Here is an 18,805-nt window from a genome sequence, read left to right on the forward strand (position 1 = left end):
TACGCACGCACAGGTCCCGCCGCCCCCGGGCTGTCCGGCCCCGCACACGCGAAAGCCCCGCCCCTCGCGCGCGGGACGGGACTTCAGCGGTGCCTCACAGGTGCGGGTGCTCAGCCGATCTGCGTGCCGGTGGCCGACAGGGCCTCCGTCACCGGCTGGAAGAAGGTCTCGCCGCCCGAGGTGCAGTCGCCGCTGCCACCGGAGGTGAGGCCGACGGCCTGGTCGCCCGAGAAGAGCGAGCCGCCGCTGTCACCGGGCTCGGCGCAGACATCGGTCTGGATCAGGCCGTTGACGATGTCGCCGTTGCCGTAGTTCACGGTGGCGTCCAGGCCGGTGACCGTGCCGGAGTGCACCTGGGTGGTGGATCCACTGCGGGTCACCTCCATGCCGACGGTGGCCTCGGCCGCGCCCGAGATCGCCTGCGCGGAGCCGTCGTAGAGGTTCACCTCGCTCGGGTGGTCCACGTCGGCGGTGTACTTGACCAGGCCGTAGTCGTTGTCCGGGAAGCTGGACGCCTCGTTCTCGCCGATGACGTTCCCGGAGGGGTCCGACCAGGACGAGATGGACTCGGTGCAGTGGCCGGCGGTGAGGAAGTACGGCTCGCCGCCCTTGGTCACGTTGAAGCCGAGCGAGCAGCGCCCGCCGCCTCCGGTGATGGCGTCGCCGCCCGCGACGAAGGGCTTGTACTCACCCTTGGTCCGCTTGAGTTCGGCCTTGGCGCCGAGCCCGTCGACCACCTTGGTCAGCTTGGCCCACCCGGCCTCGGAGACCGTGCGGTCGGCGGTGACGACGACCTTGTTGGTGGTCGGGTCGGTCGCCCAGGAGGTGCCCGGGATGGTCGCGTCCTCGGTGAGGGTGGTGCGGGCGCTCTTCAGCTCGGCGAGCGAGTTCTCGACGAGTCTCGCCCTGGCGCCGGCCTCCTCGACGGTCTGCGCGGCGGCCTCGTCGAGCACGTTGACCACGAGGCTCTTGGCCTGCGCGTCGTAGTACGTGCCCGCCGCGTCGGCGCCGAGGTCGCCGAGCAGCGTGGAGGCGAGCTTTCCGGCCGCCGTGACCGACAGGGTCTCGGGCGCGGTGGGCTTCGGGGCCTCGCTGGCGTTCGCACTCTGGAAGGTGACTCCCGCGGCGACGAGTGCGGTGATTCCCGCACCTGCCACGGCGGTCCGCCGCCCGGGTATGCGTCGGTGCTTCAACTCATGTCCTCCTGTGGGGGGTCGGCCCGGGAGGGTTGTGGGGACCCCACGGACCGGAAGGCTGGTTGACGAGCGCCAACTCTTCCGATTCCACAGGGGGCACACAAGGTCGACTTGAGGACGTGCGCACGACAACTCCAGCGCGGTCACACGGTCTTCACCCTTCATGTTCCTTTCAGCAGGATTCGCGCGGCGGACCAGCAAGGGAGAGCCCCCGCACACCTGTCGGCGTGCGGGGGCTCGTCGTGCTGCCTGCTGTGCTCCGGCGGACGGACCGACGGACTAGTAGACGCTGACGCCGTAGGCGCTCAGGGCCTCCGTGACCGGCTGGAAGAACGTCGTACCGCCGGAGGAGCAGTTGCCGCTGCCGCCGGAGGTCAGACCGTACGCGGTGCCGTTGCTCCCGTAGAGCGGGCCGCCGGAGTCACCGGGCTCGGCGCAGACCGTGGTCTGTATCAGCCCGGAGACTATGTCGCCGCCGCCGTAGTTGACGGTGGCGTTCAGGGCGGTGACCCGGCCGCTGTGGGTACCGGTCGTGGAACCGTCGCGGATGACGGTGGTGCCCACGCTCGGGGTGGCCGCGCGGGTGATGTCCACGCCGTTCGCGGTGCCGGGCCGGCTGACGGAGCCCGAGTACCGGACGATGCCGTAGTCGTTGCCCGGGAAGCTGGAGCCGGTCGTCGAGCCGATGACCGAGGTGCGGCCGGAGTTGGAGTACCAGGTACCCGCGCCGTCCGTGCAGTGGCCCGCGGTCAGGAAGAACTGCTGGCCGCTGCTGTTCTGGACGTTGAAGCCGAGGGAGCAGCGCCAGCTGCTCGCGTAGATGGCGTCGCCGCCCTGGATGAGCTTGTTGAACGTGCCGGGGGTGCGCTTGATCGTGAGCGCGTCGGCCTTGTCGCCGGCCTGCTCCTTGATCTTCGCGATCTCGGCCTGGGAGACCGTGCTGTCGACCGTGAGAAGCACCCGGCCGGACTTGCTGTCGACGGCCCAGGCGGTGCCCGGGACGTCGGCCTCGAGCACCGCGCCGCTGGCGCTGCTGAGTTCGGCGGCACTGAAGGTGGCGGGGGTCTCGGACGCGTTCGCGCTGGGGATCGCGATCGCGGCTGCGGCCACGAGGCCGGCGGATACGGCGATCAGCCTGGTCCGTCTCGTGATACCGCTGCGGGGGGTGGTGCGCTTGATCCTCACTTTTCGTTCCTCCACGGGGGAAGTCGGGGGCCCTCTTGTGGGGTGCGGGCCCGTGAGGCGCAGCCAGGGGCGGACCTCCGGGTTCCGGATAGGTCGTGCCCCTGACAAGCGCTGAGGTTGGAGTATTCGGCCGAACGGCCGGTCGGCGCAAGAGTGCCTTTCGGCCGTCAACCTTTGAACGACTTTTGCCAACCCCCGGCGGAACTCAGCGCAGTTCGCGCTCCCCCGCCTCGATACGGGCCTCCAGCGTGTTCCCCGGCGGCGGGAAGGGGCAGACGAAGTGGTCGGCGAACGCGCACGGCGGCAGCAGCGCGCGGTTGAAGTCGACCGTCGTACGGCCCTCGGCGTCCGGCGCGGCCGGGCGCAGGAACCGGAAGCGGTAACTGGTGCTCCCGCTGGTGGCGTCGGCGAAGACGGCCCACAGCGAGCCGTCCCCCTCGACGCTCACCTGGAGCGTGAGTTCCCGCCCGCCCAGTTCGAAGGCCAGCTCACCGCCGAGGCCGAGCCCGCGCTCCCGGCCGTCCGCGTTCGGCACCCGCACACTCCGCTGCCCGGTGTCGTACGGCGTGAAGATCCCCGGCACCGACCAGCGTGGATCGTACGGCGTGGCCGCGATGCCCCGGAACGCGCGCCGCGCCTCGGCGGCCGGGTCGTAGTCGCGCACACCCCACAGGCCCTCGCGGACCAGGACGACCAGGCGCCGCTCGCCGTGGGCCACCCGGGCCGCGCCCGCCGGGCCCGGGTCGGCCGTGAGCCGCACCTCGCCGTCGAGGGGCCGCCCGTCCACGGTGAGTCCGTCCGCCCCGGCGGCCGACAGCAGTACCGCGTCACCGTCCGTCCTCCAGTTGCCGGGGATGTCCGGAAGTTGTCCGTCCGGATAGTCCTCCAGCCAGTAGGTGCCGGTCAGCGCGAGCGGCCCGTAGGGCGCCGACACCGTCGTGACGCGGTGCTCGTGCCACCGCTTCCACTCCTCGGGTGCGTCCGTCGTCATGCGGTCAACCCTTCCACACCGGGTCGGCCAGACCGAGGTGGGACCGCAGGGTGGCGCCCTCGTACGCGGTGCGGAACGCGCCCCGCTCCTGCAGCAACGGGACCACCCGGTCCACGAACTCGTCCAGCCCGCCCGGGGTCAGATGGGGTACGAGGATGAAGCCGTCGGCGGCGTCCTCGGCCACGAACGCCTCCAGCTCGGCGGCGACCTCCTCGGCAGTGCCGACGAAGGACTGCCGGGCGCTCGCCTCGATCACGGTCTGCCGGATGGACAGCCCCCTCTCCTGCGCGAGGGCCCGCCACTTCTCGGCCACCGCGACGCTGTCGCCGTGCCGGGTCCGCCCCTGGCTGAGCTGCGGGTCGGCCACCGGGTCGATGTCGGGCAGCGGCCCGTCGGGGTCGTACGCGGACAGGTCGACGCCCCAGACCTGCTCCAGCGTCAGCAGCGCGGTCTGCGGGGAGACCTGCTGCCACCGGATCTCCTCGGCCCGCTCCCGTGCCTCGGCGGGGGTGTCCCCGAGGACGACGGTGACACCGGGCATGATCTTGAGGTCGTCCGGGCTCCGGCCGTGCTTCGCCAGGCGCCGTTTGACGTCGGCGTAGAAGGCGCGACCCGCCTCCAGGGTGCCGTGCCGCGTGAAGATCACGTCGGCGGAGGACGCGGCGAACTCCCGGCCCTCGTCGGAGTCGCCCGCCTGGATCACCACCGGGTGCCCCTGCGGGGAGCGCGGCACGGTGAACTCACCCGCGATGTCGAAGTGCCTCCCGTGGTGGGCGAAGGGGCGGGGTGTGCCGTCCGGGGTCCAGGAGTCCCACAGCTCCCGGGCGGTGGCCACGAACTCGGCGGCGCGGGTGTACCGCTCGGAACGGTCCAGGAAGCCGCCGCGCCGGAAGTTCTCGCCGGTGAAGGCGTCGGAGGAGGTGACCACGTTCCAGGCCGCCCGGCCGCCGCTGAGGTGGTCCAGGGTGGCGAACCTCCGGGCGAGTTCGTAGGGCTCGTTGAAGGTGGCGTTGACCGTGGCGGCCAGCCCGAGGTGCTCGGTGACGGCGGCGAGCGCGTTCAGCACGGTCAGGGACTCCGGGCGGCCGACCACGTCCAGGTCGTGGATGCGCCCCTTGTGCTCGCGCAGCCGCAGCCCTTCGGCGAGGAAGAAGAAGTCGAACAGGCCGCGCTCGGCGGTGCGGGCGAGGTGCTCGAAGGAGGCGAACTCGATCTGCGAACCCGAGCGCGGATCGGCCCAGACGGTGGTGTTGTTCACGCCGGGGAAGTGCGCGGCGAGGTGCATGCCCCTACGTGCGGTCGTGTTCGCGCGTGCGGTCCTGTTCCCGTGGACGGTCATGAGGTCCCCCCTGCGACGGCGTACTGGTTGGCGGGCCGGGTCAGGCCCAGATGGTCCCGGAGCGTGCTGCCCGGGTAGAAGGTGCGGAACAGGCCCCGGTGCTGGAGCAGGGGCACGGTGCCGTTGACGAGGCGTTCCAGGTCGCGGCGCGGCTCGGCCGGCGTGAGGTGGAAGCCGTCGACGGCGCCCTCCCGGTGCCAGGCGGCGATGAGTTCCGCCAGGTCGACGGGGCCGCCGCGGTACAGGGGGCCCCGTGGGGTGGGCCGGGGGCCGCCTCCGCCGTGGCCGGGGTCGGCCGCGTACTCGCCGTCCGCGAGGTCGACCTCCAGGGCGGCGAGGACCCGCAGGTCGTCCGGGTCACGGCCGTGCGCCGCCGCTGCCGCCCGCAGTTCGGCCCGCGCGGCGGCGGCCTCGGCGGGGTGTGCGGTGCGGACGAGGGCGACGTCGGCGTACCGGGCGGCGACCGCGCGGGCGGGCCCCTCGGTGGCGTCGACGACGCGCACGGGGTGGCCCTGCGGGGGGCGGGGCACGATGGAGGGGCCCTTGACCGAGAAGTGGGGGCCGGTGAAGTCGACGTAGTGCAGCTTGTCCCGGTCGACGAAACGGCCGGTGGCCACGTCCCGGATCTCGGCGTCGTCCTCCCAGCTGTCCCACAGGCGCGCCGCGACGTCGGCGACCTCGCCGGCCTCCTGCCAGAGCGCGTCGGCGGGCGCGGCGTGACGACGGCCGAAGAGACGGGCCTCGCCCTCGGTGGTGGACACCTCGATCCGCCAGCCGGCCCGGCCGCGGCCGACCCAGTCGAGGGTCGCCACGGCGGCCTGGACGTGGAAGGGCTCGGTGTGGGTGACGGTGACGGTGGGGACCAGGCCGACGCGGTAGGTGGCAGGGGCCACCCGGGCCAGGACGGCGAGCGCGTCGGGCCCGGGCCGGGCGAACCCGTCGCCGAGGGTCACGAAGTCGAGCGCGGCGCGTTCGGCGAGCCGGGCCGCGTCCACGTAGGAGCCGGCGTCGTACGCCGACGGCCGGTCCAGGGCGGCGGCCAGGTGCAGCCGCCCCCTGCCGTGGGAGGAGGTCATGCGGATCATCCCTTTCTGGTGCGGTACGGGGCCGCGGGTTCAGAGGACCTTGGAGAGGAACGCCCGGGTGCGCTCGTGCCGCGGACGCTCCAGTACGTCGCCGGGCGGGCCCTGTTCGACGATGCGCCCGTCGTCCATGAACACCACGGTGTCGGCGACCTCGCGGGCGAAACCGATCTCGTGCGTGACGACGATCATGGTGGTGCCCCGATGGGCCAGGTCCTTGATGACGTCGAGGACCTCGCCGACCAGTTCGGGGTCGAGCGCGGAGGTCGGTTCGTCGAAGAGGAGCAGCTTCGGCTCCAGGGCGAGCGCCCGCGCGATGGCCACCCGCTGCTGCTGGCCTCCGGAGAGCTGCCGGGGGTAGGCGTCGGCCTTGTCCGCGAGCCCGACCCGCTCCAGCAGCCGGCGCGCCGCGTCGACGGCCTCGCGGCGCGACCTCTTCAGCGCGGAGAGCGGTGCCTCGGTGATGTTCTCCAGCACGGTCAGGTGCGGGAAGAGACGGAAGTTCTGGAAGACGAAGCCGATCCGCGTGCGTTGCCTGAGCACCTCGCGCTCGGGCAGCTCGCGCAGCCGGTCGCCGGTGCGCCGGTAGCCGATGAGGACGCCGTCCACGCTGATCACGCCCCGGTCCACCTTCTCCAGGTGGTTGACGGTGCGCAGCAGCGTCGACTTGCCGGAGCCGGAGGGACCGAGGACCACGGTCACCTCGCCGGTGCGCACGGTGAGGTCGATGCCCTTGAGCACCTCCAGCGGTCCGAAGCTCTTGTGCACGGACCTGATGTCGACCATGACGCTCATCGGGAGGACTCCTCGAGTAGGGGGCGGTGTGCCGCGCCGGGACCGGGCGGCACCCGCAGGAAGGCCAGCGCGGCCCGCGCGGTGGCGTCGTTCTGCCGGAACGCCACCGAGCCGGTGCGGGGCCGGGTGAACGCGCCCGCACCGCGGGCGTCGGTGTGCGGCCCGAGCGCGAACCGCCGCGGGTGCGGCCGGCCGGCCCGGTCCAGCACCCGTCCGTCGGCCCGGTCCACGGCCAGCAGCCCGTCGGGGGTCGCGGCGGCCCCGTCGGCGTACAGCGCGCGCAGCAGCGGATCACTGGTCCGCTCGACGGTGGGATGCGGCAGCCGCGCCTCGACCAGCGCCCGCGCGTCGAAGGCGGCGCCCGGCAGGGTGGCACCCCTCGCCCGGAAGACCCCGCCCTCGGCGGTGACCGTCATGTCGGCGCCCAGGAAACGCACCACACCGGCCCGGGACAGCGCGAGCAGCTGCCGCAGCCGGGGTCCGGGCGGGCCGGAGGCGAGGTGGCTGAAGAAGCCGTGCCACCAGCCGCCGGTGTCGCCGAGCCGGACGAGCTGTCCGTAGACGGAGAGCAGGGCGAGGAAGACGGCCTGGTCGGGGCTGTGCGCCGGGTCGTGACGACGCCGCAGGTCGGCCTCGACGTAGCGGCGCAGCCCCTCCTGGAGCTCCTCGTGCGAGCCGTACCGCACCCCGTCCAGGGGGCGGTCGAGGGCGGCGAGGTCGAGCCGGTCGGCAGGGTCGGGCACGGCGGCGGCGACGAGGCCGGCCCGCTCGACCGGGTCGGCGGCGGCGTACCGCGCCTCGAAGGCGGACCAGGCGACGGTCACCCTCTCCGGATGGGCCGTGAACAGCCGGTGGTAGTGGGCGAACCCCAGCTCCTTCTCGACCAGCGGCCACATGTCCCGCCGGAAGTCGACCCCCTCCGGCCGGGCGAGCAGCGCGTCGGCCTCGGCCGGACCGAAGAACCTCGGCAGCGGGGGCCGCTCCCCGGTCCAGGCGTAGCCGATCTTCGCGTGGTACGGCACTCCGCGCCGCGAGCCGACGTACAGCACCGGCTCCCGCCCGGAGGGTACGTACGTGTCCCCGTCGTACCGTCCGCCCCTGCCCTCGGTCAGCAGCACCATGAGGTCGACGAAGGCCAGCCCGAATCCGCGGACGAGGACCGGCTCCCCGGGGCGCAGCGCGGACAGGTCGCTGTCGGCGGTGAAGTCGGGCGGGAGGTGGACCAGGCCGTGCGCACGGGCGTACGCCGACAACTCCCGTTGTTCGTCGTCGGGTTCGGCGTCGAGGTGGCCGAGGGAGAGGATGACCAGGTCGGCGCGGAGGGGCAGGGTCCGGCCCTCCAGCCACACCCGCTGGCGTTCCTCGCGCGAGCCGTCGATCCGCACCGCGCGGCGCGCGTGGTGGTACACGACGACGTTCGAGGGCAGGCCGGCCACGGCGCGCTGGTACACCCAGCGCAGGTACGCGCCCTGGGCACGGCGGCCGGCGAAGGTGCGGCCGTCCAGGCCCGCCCACTGGTGCAGAGTGGGCCCCGGTCGCACGGGCCCGGCCATCTCCACCGTGTCGTCGGTGAACATGGTGACGTCCTCGGCGTGCGAGTTCATCCACAGCAGCGGCGACTGCTCCGCCCGCCATATGCGCCCGGCGCCCGGCGGGTGCGGGTCGACGAGGTGGATGTCGAGGCCTGAACCGTCGTACAGCTCGGGCGCGTTGGCGGCGATGCGCTCCAGCAGTCCGGTGCCGCGCGGTCCGGCGCCGACGATCACCAGCGCGGGCCGGGTCATCGGGTGCGCTCCGTGCCGCGCGCGTAGTGCTTCTCGACGTAGTACTGGCCGATGCCCAGCAGCGAGGTGACGACGGTGTACCAGACGGTGGCCACCATCAGCAGCGGGATGACCTGGTAGGTGCGGTGATACACGAGCTGCACCGAGTACAGCAGGTCCTGGACGGCGATGACGCTGACGATGGAGGTGCCCTTGAGGGTGCCGATCAGCATGTTCCCGGCCGGCGGCACGATGGAGCGCATGGCCTGCGGGAGGACGATCCGCCGCCATCGGCGCCACCGGCTCAGCCCCAGCGCCTGTGCCGCCTCGATCTGGCCGCGGTCGACGGAGAGGATGCCGCCGCGCACCACCTCGGCGGCGTACGCGGCCTCGTGCAGGGTGAGGCCGATGATCGCGACGGTGACCGGGCCGAGCAGGTCGACCGTCTTCACGCCGAGGACCTGCGGGTACAGGGCGCCGATGTTGAACCACAGCAAGAGCTGCACCAGGATCGGGATCGACCGGAACAGCCACACGTAACCCCAGCTCACCGCACGCAGCACGGGGTTGGCGGAAAGCCGGAACGCGGCGAGCAGCGTGCCGAGCGCGAAGCCGAGGACCATGACGACGGCGGTCAGCCAGAGGGTGAGCCACAGGCCGCGCAGTACGGCGTCGGAGGTGAAGTGGTCGGCGACGACGCCCCACTGGAAGGCGTCGTTGCGCAGGACGGAGTTGACGGCCAGTCCGAGGAGGACGAGGACGGCGACGGCGGCCGTCCACTGGCCGAGGCGGCGCTCCGGGACGATCCGCGGGAGGTCCGCCTTGTCCGGGGACTCCGGGGCGGCGGCGGATGGGGTGAGGGTGTCGGAGGACATGTGAAGGCTCCGTGACATCGAGTCAGTCGGACACGGTGGGTGTGCCTTCACACGGCCGAGCCCCTCAGCAGGGCCGTCCGCCGAGAGTACGGGGGTGATTCGGTCCGCTGTCAAGGCTGTCCACACTGTGAGCCGTGCGTCTCAGGTCGTTGACGCGGAACCGGTTGCCTGTTCCACTTGGCCCATGCATCCACAGCAGTGGCTGGTCACGCGCTCCCACATCGACTTCGGTCGAGTGTGGTCCTGTTCCTGTTGAGCCGACCCCTCTGCCTGCCCTGATCACCTGACGCCGTCGGGGCCTTTTCGCTTTCGCCACGCTCTTCCCGCCTTCACACACGCGCCCCTCCCCTCGCGTCCCCTCGCGCTCCCTCGCGCTGCCTCACGCCTTCGCTCTCAGGAGATCTCCCACCATGCGTACGCCCACGCGTGCCCGAAACAGACTCTTCGCACCTTTCGCCCTGATCGCCTCGGCGGTCCTGCTGCTCACCGCGTGCGGCTCCGGCGACCCCGCCGGCAACGTCGCGGGCGCGGCGGCCGGCTCCGACGCCATCCCCACCACGGACGTCGTCTCCGACGTCGAGAAGAACACGGTCGCCGCGCAGCTGCTGCCGCCCGGCACCAGGGAACTCACCCTCGCCGTCAGCGTCGGCGGCACGCCGCCCGGCACCACCTATCTGACCGACGGCAGGACGCTGACCGGCCAGGACGTCGACTTCGCGCACGCCGTCGCGGGCGCGCTCGGCATCCGCCTCACGACGGAACAGGCGTCCTTCGAGGCGATCCTGCCCGCCCTGGACAGCGGCAAGTACGACGTCGGCGCCGCCAACTTCGGGGTGACCGAGGAGCGGCGGAAGACCATCGACTTCGTCACCTACATCAACGACGGCCAGGGCTTCGCCGCCCGCGAGGACAGCGGCCTGTCCGAGGTCACCGACCTCGGGCAGCTGTGCGGGCTGAAGGTGGCGACCGGCGCCGGCACCACCTTCGAAGCCACCCTGGAGGAGAACAGGCACCTGTGCACGGACGCCGGCGAGAAGGCGTACGCGGTGCAGACCTACAGCGAGCCCGGCGCGCTGTGGTCCTCGCTCCAGCAGGGCCGCAGCGACGTCGTGATGTCCACCATCAACGGCCTGCGCTACGCCGTCGCCCACCAGCGGGGCCTGAAGTTCCTGAACGAGTTCCACCGCCTGGACGTCGGCTTCGCCCTCAAGAAGGGGTCGAAGCTGGCGCCCGCCCTCCAGGCCGCGGTGAACGGGCTCATCGCCGACGGGACGTACGACCGGGTCCTGAAGAAGTGGGGGACGACGAAGTCGGCGATCACCAGGTCCGAGATCTCGCCCCCCGAACGCAAGGACTGACGGCCCCTCAGCAGTCGCACCCGCAGCCGTCGCAGCAGCACCCGTCGCCGCAGTTGCTGCAGCACTCGCAGCACTGGCAGCAGTCACCACACCCGCTGCAGTCGCAGTTGGCGCACGGCCCCTGCTTGCGCTCCCCGCTCCACGGGTCGTGGTATGTGCCGCAGCACAACTGGCACGTACAGGCCAGCCCCAGCCACACCGCGCACCCCGCGAGCAGCCCGCGCCGGTCGCGGCGGGGCGGCTCCGGAGGCATCGGCCCACCCGGCCCACCGGGGGCGCCCGGGGTGCCCGGGGCGCCGGGCGGGGCGTACGGGTGGCTGCCGTGGGCGCACGAGACGGTGCCGAAGGCGCGGTCGACGGAGGCGCCCAGCTCGTGGACGAGCAGCCGGTGCACCAGCCGGCCGTCGCCGAACTCCGCCTCCCGCAGCGCGAGCCGCACCCCGCGCACGGCGTCGTCGGCCAGCCGCCGGGCCTCGGTGAGCGGGGTCCCGGTGGCGGTGAGCGGGTTCCAGGCGCCCGACGCGGCGTCGGCCTCCCGGTCCTCCACCGCGTCCAGGAGATGGGCGAGCCGCCCGAACAGGCGCCCCGCCTCGGCGAGCGGCTCGGCGTTGCGCGGCCGTCCGGCGAGGTGGGCGGTGTGCGCGAACGCGGCGGCGGTCGCGGTCTCGGTCGGCTCGGTGACCGTGAGGAGGGGCGTGCCGGGCCCGGCGAGGGCCTCGATGCCGCCCTGCCGGTCCACGGCGTCGACCAGTACGGCGGTGTCGAAGCCGACGGCACCGCCACTGCGGGCGCCGGCCGCGTCCCAGCCCGCGGCGACCCGGCGGGCGGCGAACGCCACCGGCCGGCGGGCCAGCAGTCCGTCCCCGTCGGCGACGTGGTCGCGCACCTTCGCCGAGGCCAGCACCAGGGAGACGGCGGCCGCGAGCCGCGCTCCCTCGCCGTGCGCGACGGACGCGGTGCGCATCCCGCGCAGCGCGCACGGCCCCGCCGTACGCCGCCCGGCAGCCCTGCCGCTGCGGTCACCGGCCTGAGCCTCCGTCAAAACCGATATGAGCAGCCCGTCATAGTTCGTCACGATCCGCGCGAACTGTCCGTGGTCCTTGCGCAGTGCGAGACACAATCCGCACAAATGCGCCATCCACTGGCTCGTGAGGCTCTCCCCGAGCCGGTGCCTGCACGGCCTGACGATTCCGAACACAACGCTCCCCCGTGGTTCGTACGACGCTGAGCTGCGGCATCGTACCGCTGCCCCGTTCACCCGGACGCCCCCTCGCTCACCCGTCCGCCGGGAAGAATCATATTTCACTCACAGTCAGCATCCGTTTGGGAAACGACCCTTGGGACACAAGGACTCTCGACGGATTCGCTGTGCACCAGTACCGTCACAAACCCCCCGCGCGGCGTCTATCCACTTGGCGCGACGTCCGCATCATGGATGACCATAGGGATGCGGAAGCACGAAAGACCGCTGTGAGAGGAGGCGTCCATGGGATCGGTACGCAAGGCGAGTGCGTGGCTCGGCCTCGTCGACGACAACGATGACGAGCGTTACTACGACGACGACTACTCCGAGGGGACCGAGTCCGGCGACGCCTGGGTCACGGACCCTCGGGTGAAGGTGGCCACGGACGTGGCCGAGGAGAAGGGCCGCCGTATCGGTACGGTCACGCCGGACAGCTTCCGGGACGCGCGCGCCATCGGCGAGCTGTTCCGGGAGGGCGTCCCGGTCATCATGAACCTGACGGCCATGGAGGCCACCGACGCCAAGCGCGTGGTCGACTTCGCGGCCGGGCTGATCTTCGGTCTGCGCGGTTCGATCGAGCGGGTGTCCACCCGGGTGTTCCTGCTGAGCCCGGCCGACACCCAGGTCATCAGTGGCGAGTCCGCCGCGCACCGTTCCGACGGTTTCTTCAACCAGAGCTGAGGCGGGGCCGCGCACCACGGCCCCGCCCCCGCCCAAGTCTCACCGGAAGGCGTCGAGTCCGGTGAGCGCCTTGCCCAGTACGAGCTGGTGCATCTCGACGGTGCCCTCGTAGGTGAGCACCGATTCCAGGTTCGTCGCGTGCCGCATCACGGGGTATTCGAGGGAGATCCCGTTGGCACCGAGGATCGTGCGGGCCGTACGGCAGATGTCGATGGCCTCGCGTACGTTGTTGAGCTTGCCGAAGCTGACCTGCTCGGGGCGCAGGCGGCCGGCGTCCATGCGCCGCCCGAGGTGGTGGGCGAGCAGAATCCCCTTGTGCAGTTCGACCGCCATGTCGGCGAGCTTGGCCTGGGTCAGCTGGAAACCGCCGATGGGCCGCCCGAACTGCTCCCGCGACTTCGCGTACTCCAGGGCCGCCTCGAAGGAACTGCGGGCCGCGCCCATCGCGCCCCAGACGATGCCGTAACGGGCGTGGGACAGACAGCTGAGCGGTCCGCGCAGCCCGGTGACCTCCGGCAGCACGGCGTCGGCGGGCAGCCGTACCCCGTCGAGCACGAGCTCGCTGGTGACGCTGGCCCGCAGGGACCACTTGTGCTTGATCTCGGGCGCGGAGAAGCCGGGGCTGTCGGTGGGCACGACGAAGCCGCGGACGCCGTCCTCGGTCTGCGCCCAGACGACGGCGACACCGGCCACGGACCCGTTGGTGATCCACATCTTGCGTCCGTCGAGCACCCAGTCCCCCCCGCCGTCGCGCTTGGCGCGGGTGCGCATGTTGGCGGGGTCGGAGCCGTGGTCGGGCTCGGTCAGCCCGAAGCAGCCGATGACCTCGCCGGCGGCCATGCGCGGCAGCCACGCCTGCTTCTGCTCCTCGCTGCCGAAGCGGTGGATGGCGTACATGGCGAGGGAGCCCTGCACGGAGACCAGGGAGCGGATGCCGGAGTCGGCGGCCTCCAGTTCCAGACAGGCGAGCCCGTACTGCACGGCACTCGCGCCGGCGCAGCCGTGGCCCTCGAGCGACATGCCGAGCGCGCCGATGCCGCCGAGCTCACGGGCCAGCTCGCGGATGCCGGGCAGCTCGCCCTTCTCGTACCACTCGGCGACGTACGGCAGGACGCGGTCCGCGGCCCAGTCCCGCACGGTGTCCCGGATCGCCAGGTCCTCCGGTTCCAGGAGGTCGTCGAGGCCGAGGGGGTCGGCGGGGTCGAACGCGGGCAACTTGGGGGACGCGGCCATGGATACCCTCCGGGACGTCAAAACTAGCGCTGCTAGTCACGGCTTCGTGTCGACGTTACGATGCACCGTGCCGCACGTCCACCATGCTCTCCCCCCGTGAGCCGCCGACGGCGGCGCACCCCCGCGGGCGACGTCCGTCTGCCGACGGACGGTGAACGGGTGGTGCGCGAGCGGGAGACCCGTACGCTCACACCGAGACGCGTGACTCCACCGCGTCCCGGGGCGCGGGCACCGAAACCGGCTCGCACTGCATCAGCCGCGGCAACCGCAACGCCATCACCGCCCCCAGCAGCAACAACCCCGCGCTCACCACCAACGTCACATGCAGCCCATGCACGAACGCGTCCGCGGACGCCCGCCGCAACGCATCCCCCGCAGGCCCCCCGAGCTGCGCGGCGACCTCGTACGCCTCACCCAGTGAATGCCCCGCGGCCACCGACGCCGACGCCGGCACCCCGGGCACGCCCCCCGCCAGCCCGGGCGTGTACGCCGCGTTCATCACGCTGCCCAGCAGCGCGATCCCGATCCCGGCGCCCAGTTGGTACGACGTCTCCCCGATCGCCGCCGCCCCGCCGGAGTGCGTCTGGGGCGCCTCGCTCAGCATCGACTCGTACGCCCCGAACAGCGTGGTCTCCAGCCCGAAGCCGAGCAGCACGAACCCCGACAGCAGCAGCGCGCAGTTGTCGGTCCGGCCCATCGCCGTCAGCAGCACCACCGCCACTGCCGTCAGACAGAACCCGGCGCACACCATCCGGCGCGGCCCGAACCGCCGCAGCATCCGCGCGCCCGCCAGGCCGGCCGCCATCGCGGCGAACGTCAGCGGCAGCAGCCGCAGCCCGGTCTCCAGTGGGGACAGCCCGAGCACCAGCTGCAGATACTGCGCCGCGATCAGCTCCAGCCCCACCAGCGCCAGCATCGCGAGCACGATGCACCCGACCGACGTACTGAACGCCGGCCGCCGGAACATCCGCAGGTCCACCAGCGGATACGTACGCCGCCGCTGCCGTCGTACGAACGCGGCCAGCAGGACGGCACCCACCACCAGCGGCACAAGGGTGAGCACGCTCGCCACCGGCTCCCCGCCACCCAGCCGCTTCACGCCCAGGACGACCCCGAACAGTCCGGCCGCCGCCATCAGCGCGCCGACCACGTCCCAGGGTCCGCTTCCGTCGCCCTTCGACTCGGGCAGCAGCAGCAGCCCCACCGGCAGGCTGACCAGCATCAGCGGAATGTTGACGAGGAAGACCGAGCCCCACCAGAAGTGCTCGAGCAGGAAGCCTCCGAGCAGCGGTCCGACCGCCGCGCCGACGGCGGCCACGGCGCTCCAGACGCCGATGGCGAGCGCCCGCTCCCGCCGGTCGGGGAAGACCTGGCGCAGGATCGACAGCGTCGCCGGCATGATCATCGCGCCGCCGACGCCGAGCAGCGCACGGGCCAGGATCAGCACCTGGGCGTCGTCGGCGAGGGCCGCGAGCGCGGAGGCGACGCCGAAGAGCGCGTAGCCGAGCAGCAGGATCCGTCTGCGGCCCACCCGGTCGCCCAGCGTGCCGAACAGGATCAGCAGCGAGGCGCAGACGAGCGGGTAGACGTCGACGATCCAGAGCAGTTCGATGGCGCCGGGCCTGAGGTCCTCGGTGACGGCGGGGACCGCCACGTGCAGCACGGTGGCGTCGACGGCGACGAGCAGCAGGCTGACGCAGAGGACGACCAGGACGACCCAGCGGTTGGCACCGGCCCCGGCCGCCCGACGGCGCGGCGCGGCGGCAGCCGTGGTCGTCCCGGACATGTACGTACCTCCCAGATGTTCCCTCGCGTCCGGCGGGCTGCGCGGGGTGGGGATTCCCTGCGGTTCGGCCGGAGAGAAGCAGGGGGCTCCGGGCCGGGCAACGGAACGCGAGTGACTCGCAGAGTACGCGAGACCGTGCATCGCCCACGTGGCGGGCCTCACACATCCGGCGTGACCTGTGTGGCATGCGCCACCGCCTCCCCGGCCCCGCCCGCCCCGGCCGGCCGGCCACCCCGGCGTCCGGCAGATAATCGAGCCCGTGACCGATCTTGAAACGCGCGCGCCGGGCCGCGCCGGAGCCCTGCGCCGGGCCGCCCCGGCGCTCCTCGGCTACGCGGCCGTACGCGCCCTGGGCCTGCTCGCCCTGGCCCTGTGGAGCGCCGCGCGCGACAAGAGCGCGTACACGCTGCTGACCGCCCGCTGGGACTCCCTCTGGTACACCAGGGTCGCCGAGCTGGGCTACGGCTACGAGGTGCGCCTGCCGAACGGCGACGTGCACTCCAACCTGGCCTTCTTCCCGCTGCTGCCCTGGCTGGAGCGGCTCGGCGCGGCGGCGGGGCCGCTGTCGTACGCCGACGCCGGGTTCGTCGTCTCGCTGCTCGCCTCGCTCGCCGCGGCGTGGGGGATCTTCGCGGTGGCGGAGCACGTGTACGGCCGCCGTGCCGCGGTGTGCGCGGTGCTGCTGTGGGCCGTGCTGCCGGTCGGGATCGTGCAGTCGATGGCGTACAGCGAGTCCCTGTTCACGGCGCTCGCCGCCTGGTCGCTGTACGCGGTGCTGACCGGGCGCTGGGTGACGGCGGGGACGCTGGCCGCGCTGGCCGGGCTGACCCGCCCCGTGGGGCTCGCGGTGACGGCGGCGGTGTGGGTGGCCGCGATCGCGCCGTTCGTGCGAAGTCGGAGCGAGGTCGCCGCGGACGGCGCCCACGGCACGGAACGCGCCCCGGGCGAGGGCGCACGGCGCGCACTCGGGGTGCTCCTCGCGCCGCTGGGCGCCGCCGGCTACGTCCTGTGGGTCGGCCACCGCACCGGCAAGGGACCGCTCGGCTACCTCGACGTCCAGGCGGGCTGGCGCAACGGCTTCGACGGTGGCCTGGCCTTCGCCCGCTTCACCGCCGAGAAGTTCACGTCGTTCCCGTCGGCCCTGGCGGGCGTCGGGCTGGTCGTCGGCGTGGCCCTCCTCGTCCGGCTGTACGTCGCGTGCGTACGGCAGCGCCAGCCGCTCGCGCTGCTGGTGTACGCGGGGACCGTCGCCGTCCTCGCCCTGTGCGCGTCGAGCTACTTCGGTTCGAAGCCGCGGCTGCTGCTGCCCGCCTTCCCGCTGCTGCTGCCCCTCGCCGTGGCCCTCGCCCGGCTGCGAACGTCCAGGTCGGCGCTGGTCGTGGGCGCGGTCGCGGTGGCGTCGGCGGTCTACGGGGCGTTCTGGCTGAACGGCTCCGGGCCCCCCTGACGGCCCGGCCTCCCGATGACTGTCCGGGGAATTCCGCACCAGCATTCGGTGAACGAATTCGGTAAGCACGATAAGACCGCCGTCCGGGCCGATCAAAGGAATTGAAGTCCAGAGTTGGCAGCGGATGAGGATTCCCGGTGAATAAACTGCCGCCTGAGAGGAATCCCACATCACATCGTCATCACAAAGCCGTTGATTCGGCCGGGATCACTCCTCACTCGCTGTAACGTCGATCGGGTGCGTACCGAACGGAAGCTCACCCGTCTGGATCGGGTGTTCGCGAGACTGGACCGGGAGCCGGAACGGCCGGCCCTCCTGGACGTGCCGGAGATGAGCCGGCACAGGTTCGCGCTGTTCGCCGGAACCCTCGCGTTCTACATCGCGATCGTGTGGGCCGTGCTGATCACCTCGTGGCTGGTGCGGCTCGACTGGCAGGTCATGTTCTTCCGGCCCTACCAGCAGTGGCCGGAGATCCACGCGTTCGTCGACTACTACGTGGTGCTCGGCCAGCGCGGCCCCACCGCGGTGATGGTCGCGGCCTGGCTGGGCTGGCGCTCCTGGCGGCAGCACACGTTGCGCCCCCTGCTCGCGCTGGGCGTCTCGCTGCTCCTGCTGAACATCACGGTCGGTGCCGCCAAGTACGGCATGGGCCGGCTGGGGCCGCACTACGCGACCACGATCGGCTCGAACGAGATGTGGCTCGGCGGCGATATATTTCCGAGCGGTCACACCGCGAACGCCGTCGTGACCTGGGGCATCCTGGCCTATCTGGCCTCGACGCCCAGGGCGCGGCGCTGGCTGTCGGCCCTGTCGGCGGTCACCTCGCTCGGGGTGGGCATGTCCACCGTCTACCTCGGTACGCACTGGCTCAGCGACGTGCTCCTCGGCTGGGCGGCGGGTCTGCTGATCCTGCTGGCGCTGCCGTGGACGGAGCCGCTGATCACTCGTGCCGAGGCCTGGATCCTCAGCCTGCGCGACCGCCTGTACGCCCGCGGCGGCCGTACGGAGCCGGCGAAGCAGCCGGCCGGCACCCCGGTGGTCCTCACGCCCACCACCTCCGGCCGGGAGGACGTCCCGGCCCGCGAGCCGGTCGCCACGTCCCGCACCCGGGCGCCGGCGTATCTGGCCCCGGGGCCGCACACGACCCGCTCGGACCGCACGCCGGTCACCCCGGCGGGCAGCCGTCGGCCGCCGCACGCCGACCGCCACCCGCGGAACACGGCCTCGGCCGCACGCCATCCGTCGGGCGGCTGACTCCGTTCACCCGACGACGCCGCGGGACGGCACCTCGCGGCTCCCTCGGGCGTCAGCCCTTCCAGGCCCGGGACACCCGGCCGTCCTTCACCTCGAAGTTGAGCCGGCCCACCCGGTACTCCATCGTGATGATCGTTCCCGGCGCCAGCGACCGCACCGTGGCCCAGCCCCGTGCGCGCGCGAGCCGTTCGGCCGCGTCGGATTCGAGGCCGACGTACGTGTCCGGACTGTCCTGGGGTTCGGCTGGGGGTGTCGGAATCGGTGCCATGCCGCCACGCTATGCCCTGCCCCACGGCCGTGGAAGCCCAGGCCGGTATCGCGTGTGACAGACGCCCCTCCGGTCACATTTCTGTCACAGGATCACCACCCGCGTTTTGATTGAATCCCGTCACCCGGACGGACGGTTCCGTACTCCTTCCGCAGGCATTCGAGGTGAATTGCCGCGTGTCGCGCCACCCCCTCGAATAAACGGACGAGAAAGGCCTTCAGTGCGGCTCGCGGACCCGCTTCATTCCACTCTCGGCCGCCCCGGAATCGACTCCGAAACGAATCCGAAACGACCACAAACGGACTCCGA

General features: G+C 72.3%; 16 protein-coding genes. 4 read left to right on the top strand and 12 right to left on the bottom strand.

Features of this window, described 5'->3' with window-relative positions; translation table 11 throughout:
* Positions 1–110 precede the first annotated feature (110 nt).
* The 8 genes from RM812_RS14310 to RM812_RS14345 all read right to left on the bottom strand — a co-directional run bounded on the left by RM812_RS14310 (position 111) and on the right by RM812_RS14345 (position 9,226).
* Positions 111–1,193, bottom strand: coding sequence for a S1 family peptidase (locus tag RM812_RS14310; RefSeq protein ID WP_311572889.1), 1,083 nt, complete (start codon positions 1,191–1,193; stop codon positions 111–113).
* Between the two features lie 282 nt (positions 1,194–1,475).
* Positions 1,476–2,381 (bottom strand): S1 family peptidase, encoded by a 906-nt coding sequence (locus tag RM812_RS14315; RefSeq protein ID WP_311572890.1) that lies wholly within the window; start codon positions 2,379–2,381, stop codon positions 1,476–1,478.
* Positions 2,382–2,586: 205 nt separating this feature from the next.
* A complete protein-coding gene (locus RM812_RS14320; RefSeq protein WP_311572891.1) occupies positions 2,587–3,372 on the bottom strand; it encodes a DUF1684 domain-containing protein in 786 nt (261 codons plus the stop codon).
* A gap of 4 nt (positions 3,373–3,376) precedes the next feature.
* Positions 3,377–4,711, bottom strand: coding sequence for an NtaA/DmoA family FMN-dependent monooxygenase (locus RM812_RS14325; protein ID WP_311572892.1), 1,335 nt, complete (start codon positions 4,709–4,711; stop codon positions 3,377–3,379).
* On the bottom strand, positions 4,708–5,787 hold the full coding sequence (locus tag RM812_RS14330; RefSeq protein ID WP_311572893.1) for an LLM class flavin-dependent oxidoreductase: 1,080 nt from the start codon (positions 5,785–5,787) through the stop codon (positions 4,708–4,710). Before RM812_RS14330 ends, RM812_RS14325 begins: the two co-directional genes overlap by 4 nt.
* Positions 5,788–5,826: 39 nt before the next feature.
* Positions 5,827–6,588, bottom strand: coding sequence for an amino acid ABC transporter ATP-binding protein (locus RM812_RS14335; protein ID WP_311572894.1), 762 nt, complete (start codon positions 6,586–6,588; stop codon positions 5,827–5,829).
* Positions 6,585–8,372, bottom strand: coding sequence for an FAD/NAD(P)-binding protein (locus RM812_RS14340; RefSeq protein WP_311572895.1), 1,788 nt, complete (start codon positions 8,370–8,372; stop codon positions 6,585–6,587). The genes RM812_RS14335 and RM812_RS14340 overlap by 4 nt, the downstream gene beginning before the upstream one ends.
* A complete protein-coding gene (locus RM812_RS14345) occupies positions 8,369–9,226 on the bottom strand; it encodes an amino acid ABC transporter permease (protein ID WP_311572896.1) in 858 nt (285 codons plus the stop codon). Before RM812_RS14345 ends, RM812_RS14340 begins: the two co-directional genes overlap by 4 nt.
* Before the next feature lie 410 nt (positions 9,227–9,636).
* On the opposite strand from RM812_RS14345, the gene RM812_RS14350 reads away from it, so the two are divergent.
* A complete protein-coding gene (locus tag RM812_RS14350) occupies positions 9,637–10,584 on the top strand; it encodes an ABC transporter substrate-binding protein (RefSeq protein ID WP_311572897.1) in 948 nt (315 codons plus the stop codon).
* Between the two features lie 7 nt (positions 10,585–10,591).
* Here the strand turns inward: RM812_RS14350 and RM812_RS14355 are convergent, their stop codons facing one another.
* Complete coding sequence (locus RM812_RS14355) at positions 10,592–11,782, bottom strand: DUF5685 family protein (protein ID WP_311572898.1); 1,191 nt, start codon at positions 11,780–11,782, stop codon at positions 10,592–10,594.
* Positions 11,783–12,070: 288 nt separating this feature from the next.
* Here RM812_RS14355 and RM812_RS14360 point away from each other — a divergent pair, with 288 nt between their 5' ends.
* On the top strand, positions 12,071–12,508 hold the full coding sequence (locus tag RM812_RS14360) for a cell division protein SepF (RefSeq protein WP_311572899.1): 438 nt from the start codon (positions 12,071–12,073) through the stop codon (positions 12,506–12,508).
* Between the two features lie 39 nt (positions 12,509–12,547).
* Here the strand turns inward: RM812_RS14360 and RM812_RS14365 are convergent, their stop codons facing one another.
* On the bottom strand, positions 12,548–13,741 hold the full coding sequence (locus tag RM812_RS14365; RefSeq protein ID WP_311572900.1) for an acyl-CoA dehydrogenase family protein: 1,194 nt from the start codon (positions 13,739–13,741) through the stop codon (positions 12,548–12,550).
* Positions 13,742–13,928: 187 nt separating this feature from the next.
* A complete protein-coding gene (locus RM812_RS14370; RefSeq protein ID WP_311572901.1) occupies positions 13,929–15,527 on the bottom strand; it encodes an MFS transporter in 1,599 nt (532 codons plus the stop codon).
* 259 nt (positions 15,528–15,786) lie between these two features.
* Here RM812_RS14370 and RM812_RS14375 point away from each other — a divergent pair, with 259 nt between their 5' ends.
* Both RM812_RS14375 and RM812_RS14380 read left to right on the top strand, forming a co-directional pair.
* Complete coding sequence (locus tag RM812_RS14375) at positions 15,787–16,974, top strand: mannosyltransferase family protein (RefSeq protein ID WP_311572902.1); 1,188 nt, start codon at positions 15,787–15,789, stop codon at positions 16,972–16,974.
* A gap of 237 nt (positions 16,975–17,211) precedes the next feature.
* Positions 17,212–18,228: a phosphatase PAP2 family protein gene (locus tag RM812_RS14380; RefSeq protein ID WP_311572903.1), complete on the top strand. Its 1,017-nt coding sequence runs from the start codon at positions 17,212–17,214 to the stop codon at positions 18,226–18,228.
* Between the two features lie 52 nt (positions 18,229–18,280).
* Here RM812_RS14380 and RM812_RS14385 read toward each other — a convergent pair whose 3' ends face one another.
* Positions 18,281–18,496, bottom strand: a complete 216-nt coding sequence (locus RM812_RS14385; RefSeq protein WP_311572904.1) for an I78 family peptidase inhibitor — start codon at positions 18,494–18,496, stop codon at positions 18,281–18,283.
* Between the last annotated feature and the right edge of the window lie 309 nt (positions 18,497–18,805).

Source organism: Streptomyces lancefieldiae, assembly GCF_031845825.1.
In the GTDB taxonomy this organism is placed as follows: domain Bacteria; phylum Actinomycetota; class Actinomycetes; order Streptomycetales; family Streptomycetaceae; genus Streptomyces; species Streptomyces lancefieldiae.

Excerpts from the sequence above, each read along its gene's own strand:
- RM812_RS14350 (WP_311572897.1), top strand. The coding sequence starts at position 9,637 with ATGCGTACGCCCACGCGTGCCCGAAACAGACTCTTCGCACCTTTCGCC.
- RM812_RS14385 (WP_311572904.1), bottom strand. The coding sequence starts at position 18,496 with ATGGCACCGATTCCGACACCCCCAGCCGAACCCCAGGACAGTCCGGAC.
- RM812_RS14330 (WP_311572893.1), bottom strand. The coding sequence starts at position 5,787 with ATGACCTCCTCCCACGGCAGGGGGCGGCTGCACCTGGCCGCCGCCCTG.
- RM812_RS14340 (WP_311572895.1), bottom strand. The coding sequence starts at position 8,372 with ATGACCCGGCCCGCGCTGGTGATCGTCGGCGCCGGACCGCGCGGCACC.
- RM812_RS14345 (WP_311572896.1), bottom strand. The coding sequence starts at position 9,226 with ATGTCCTCCGACACCCTCACCCCATCCGCCGCCGCCCCGGAGTCCCCG.
- RM812_RS14370 (WP_311572901.1), bottom strand. The coding sequence starts at position 15,527 with ATGTCCGGGACGACCACGGCTGCCGCCGCGCCGCGCCGTCGGGCGGCC.
- RM812_RS14365 (WP_311572900.1), bottom strand. The coding sequence starts at position 13,741 with ATGGCCGCGTCCCCCAAGTTGCCCGCGTTCGACCCCGCCGACCCCCTC.
- RM812_RS14335 (WP_311572894.1), bottom strand. The coding sequence starts at position 6,588 with ATGAGCGTCATGGTCGACATCAGGTCCGTGCACAAGAGCTTCGGACCG.
- RM812_RS14325 (WP_311572892.1), bottom strand. The coding sequence starts at position 4,711 with ATGACCGTCCACGGGAACAGGACCGCACGCGCGAACACGACCGCACGT.
- RM812_RS14360 (WP_311572899.1), top strand. The coding sequence starts at position 12,071 with ATGGGATCGGTACGCAAGGCGAGTGCGTGGCTCGGCCTCGTCGACGAC.
- RM812_RS14320 (WP_311572891.1), bottom strand. The coding sequence starts at position 3,372 with ATGACGACGGACGCACCCGAGGAGTGGAAGCGGTGGCACGAGCACCGC.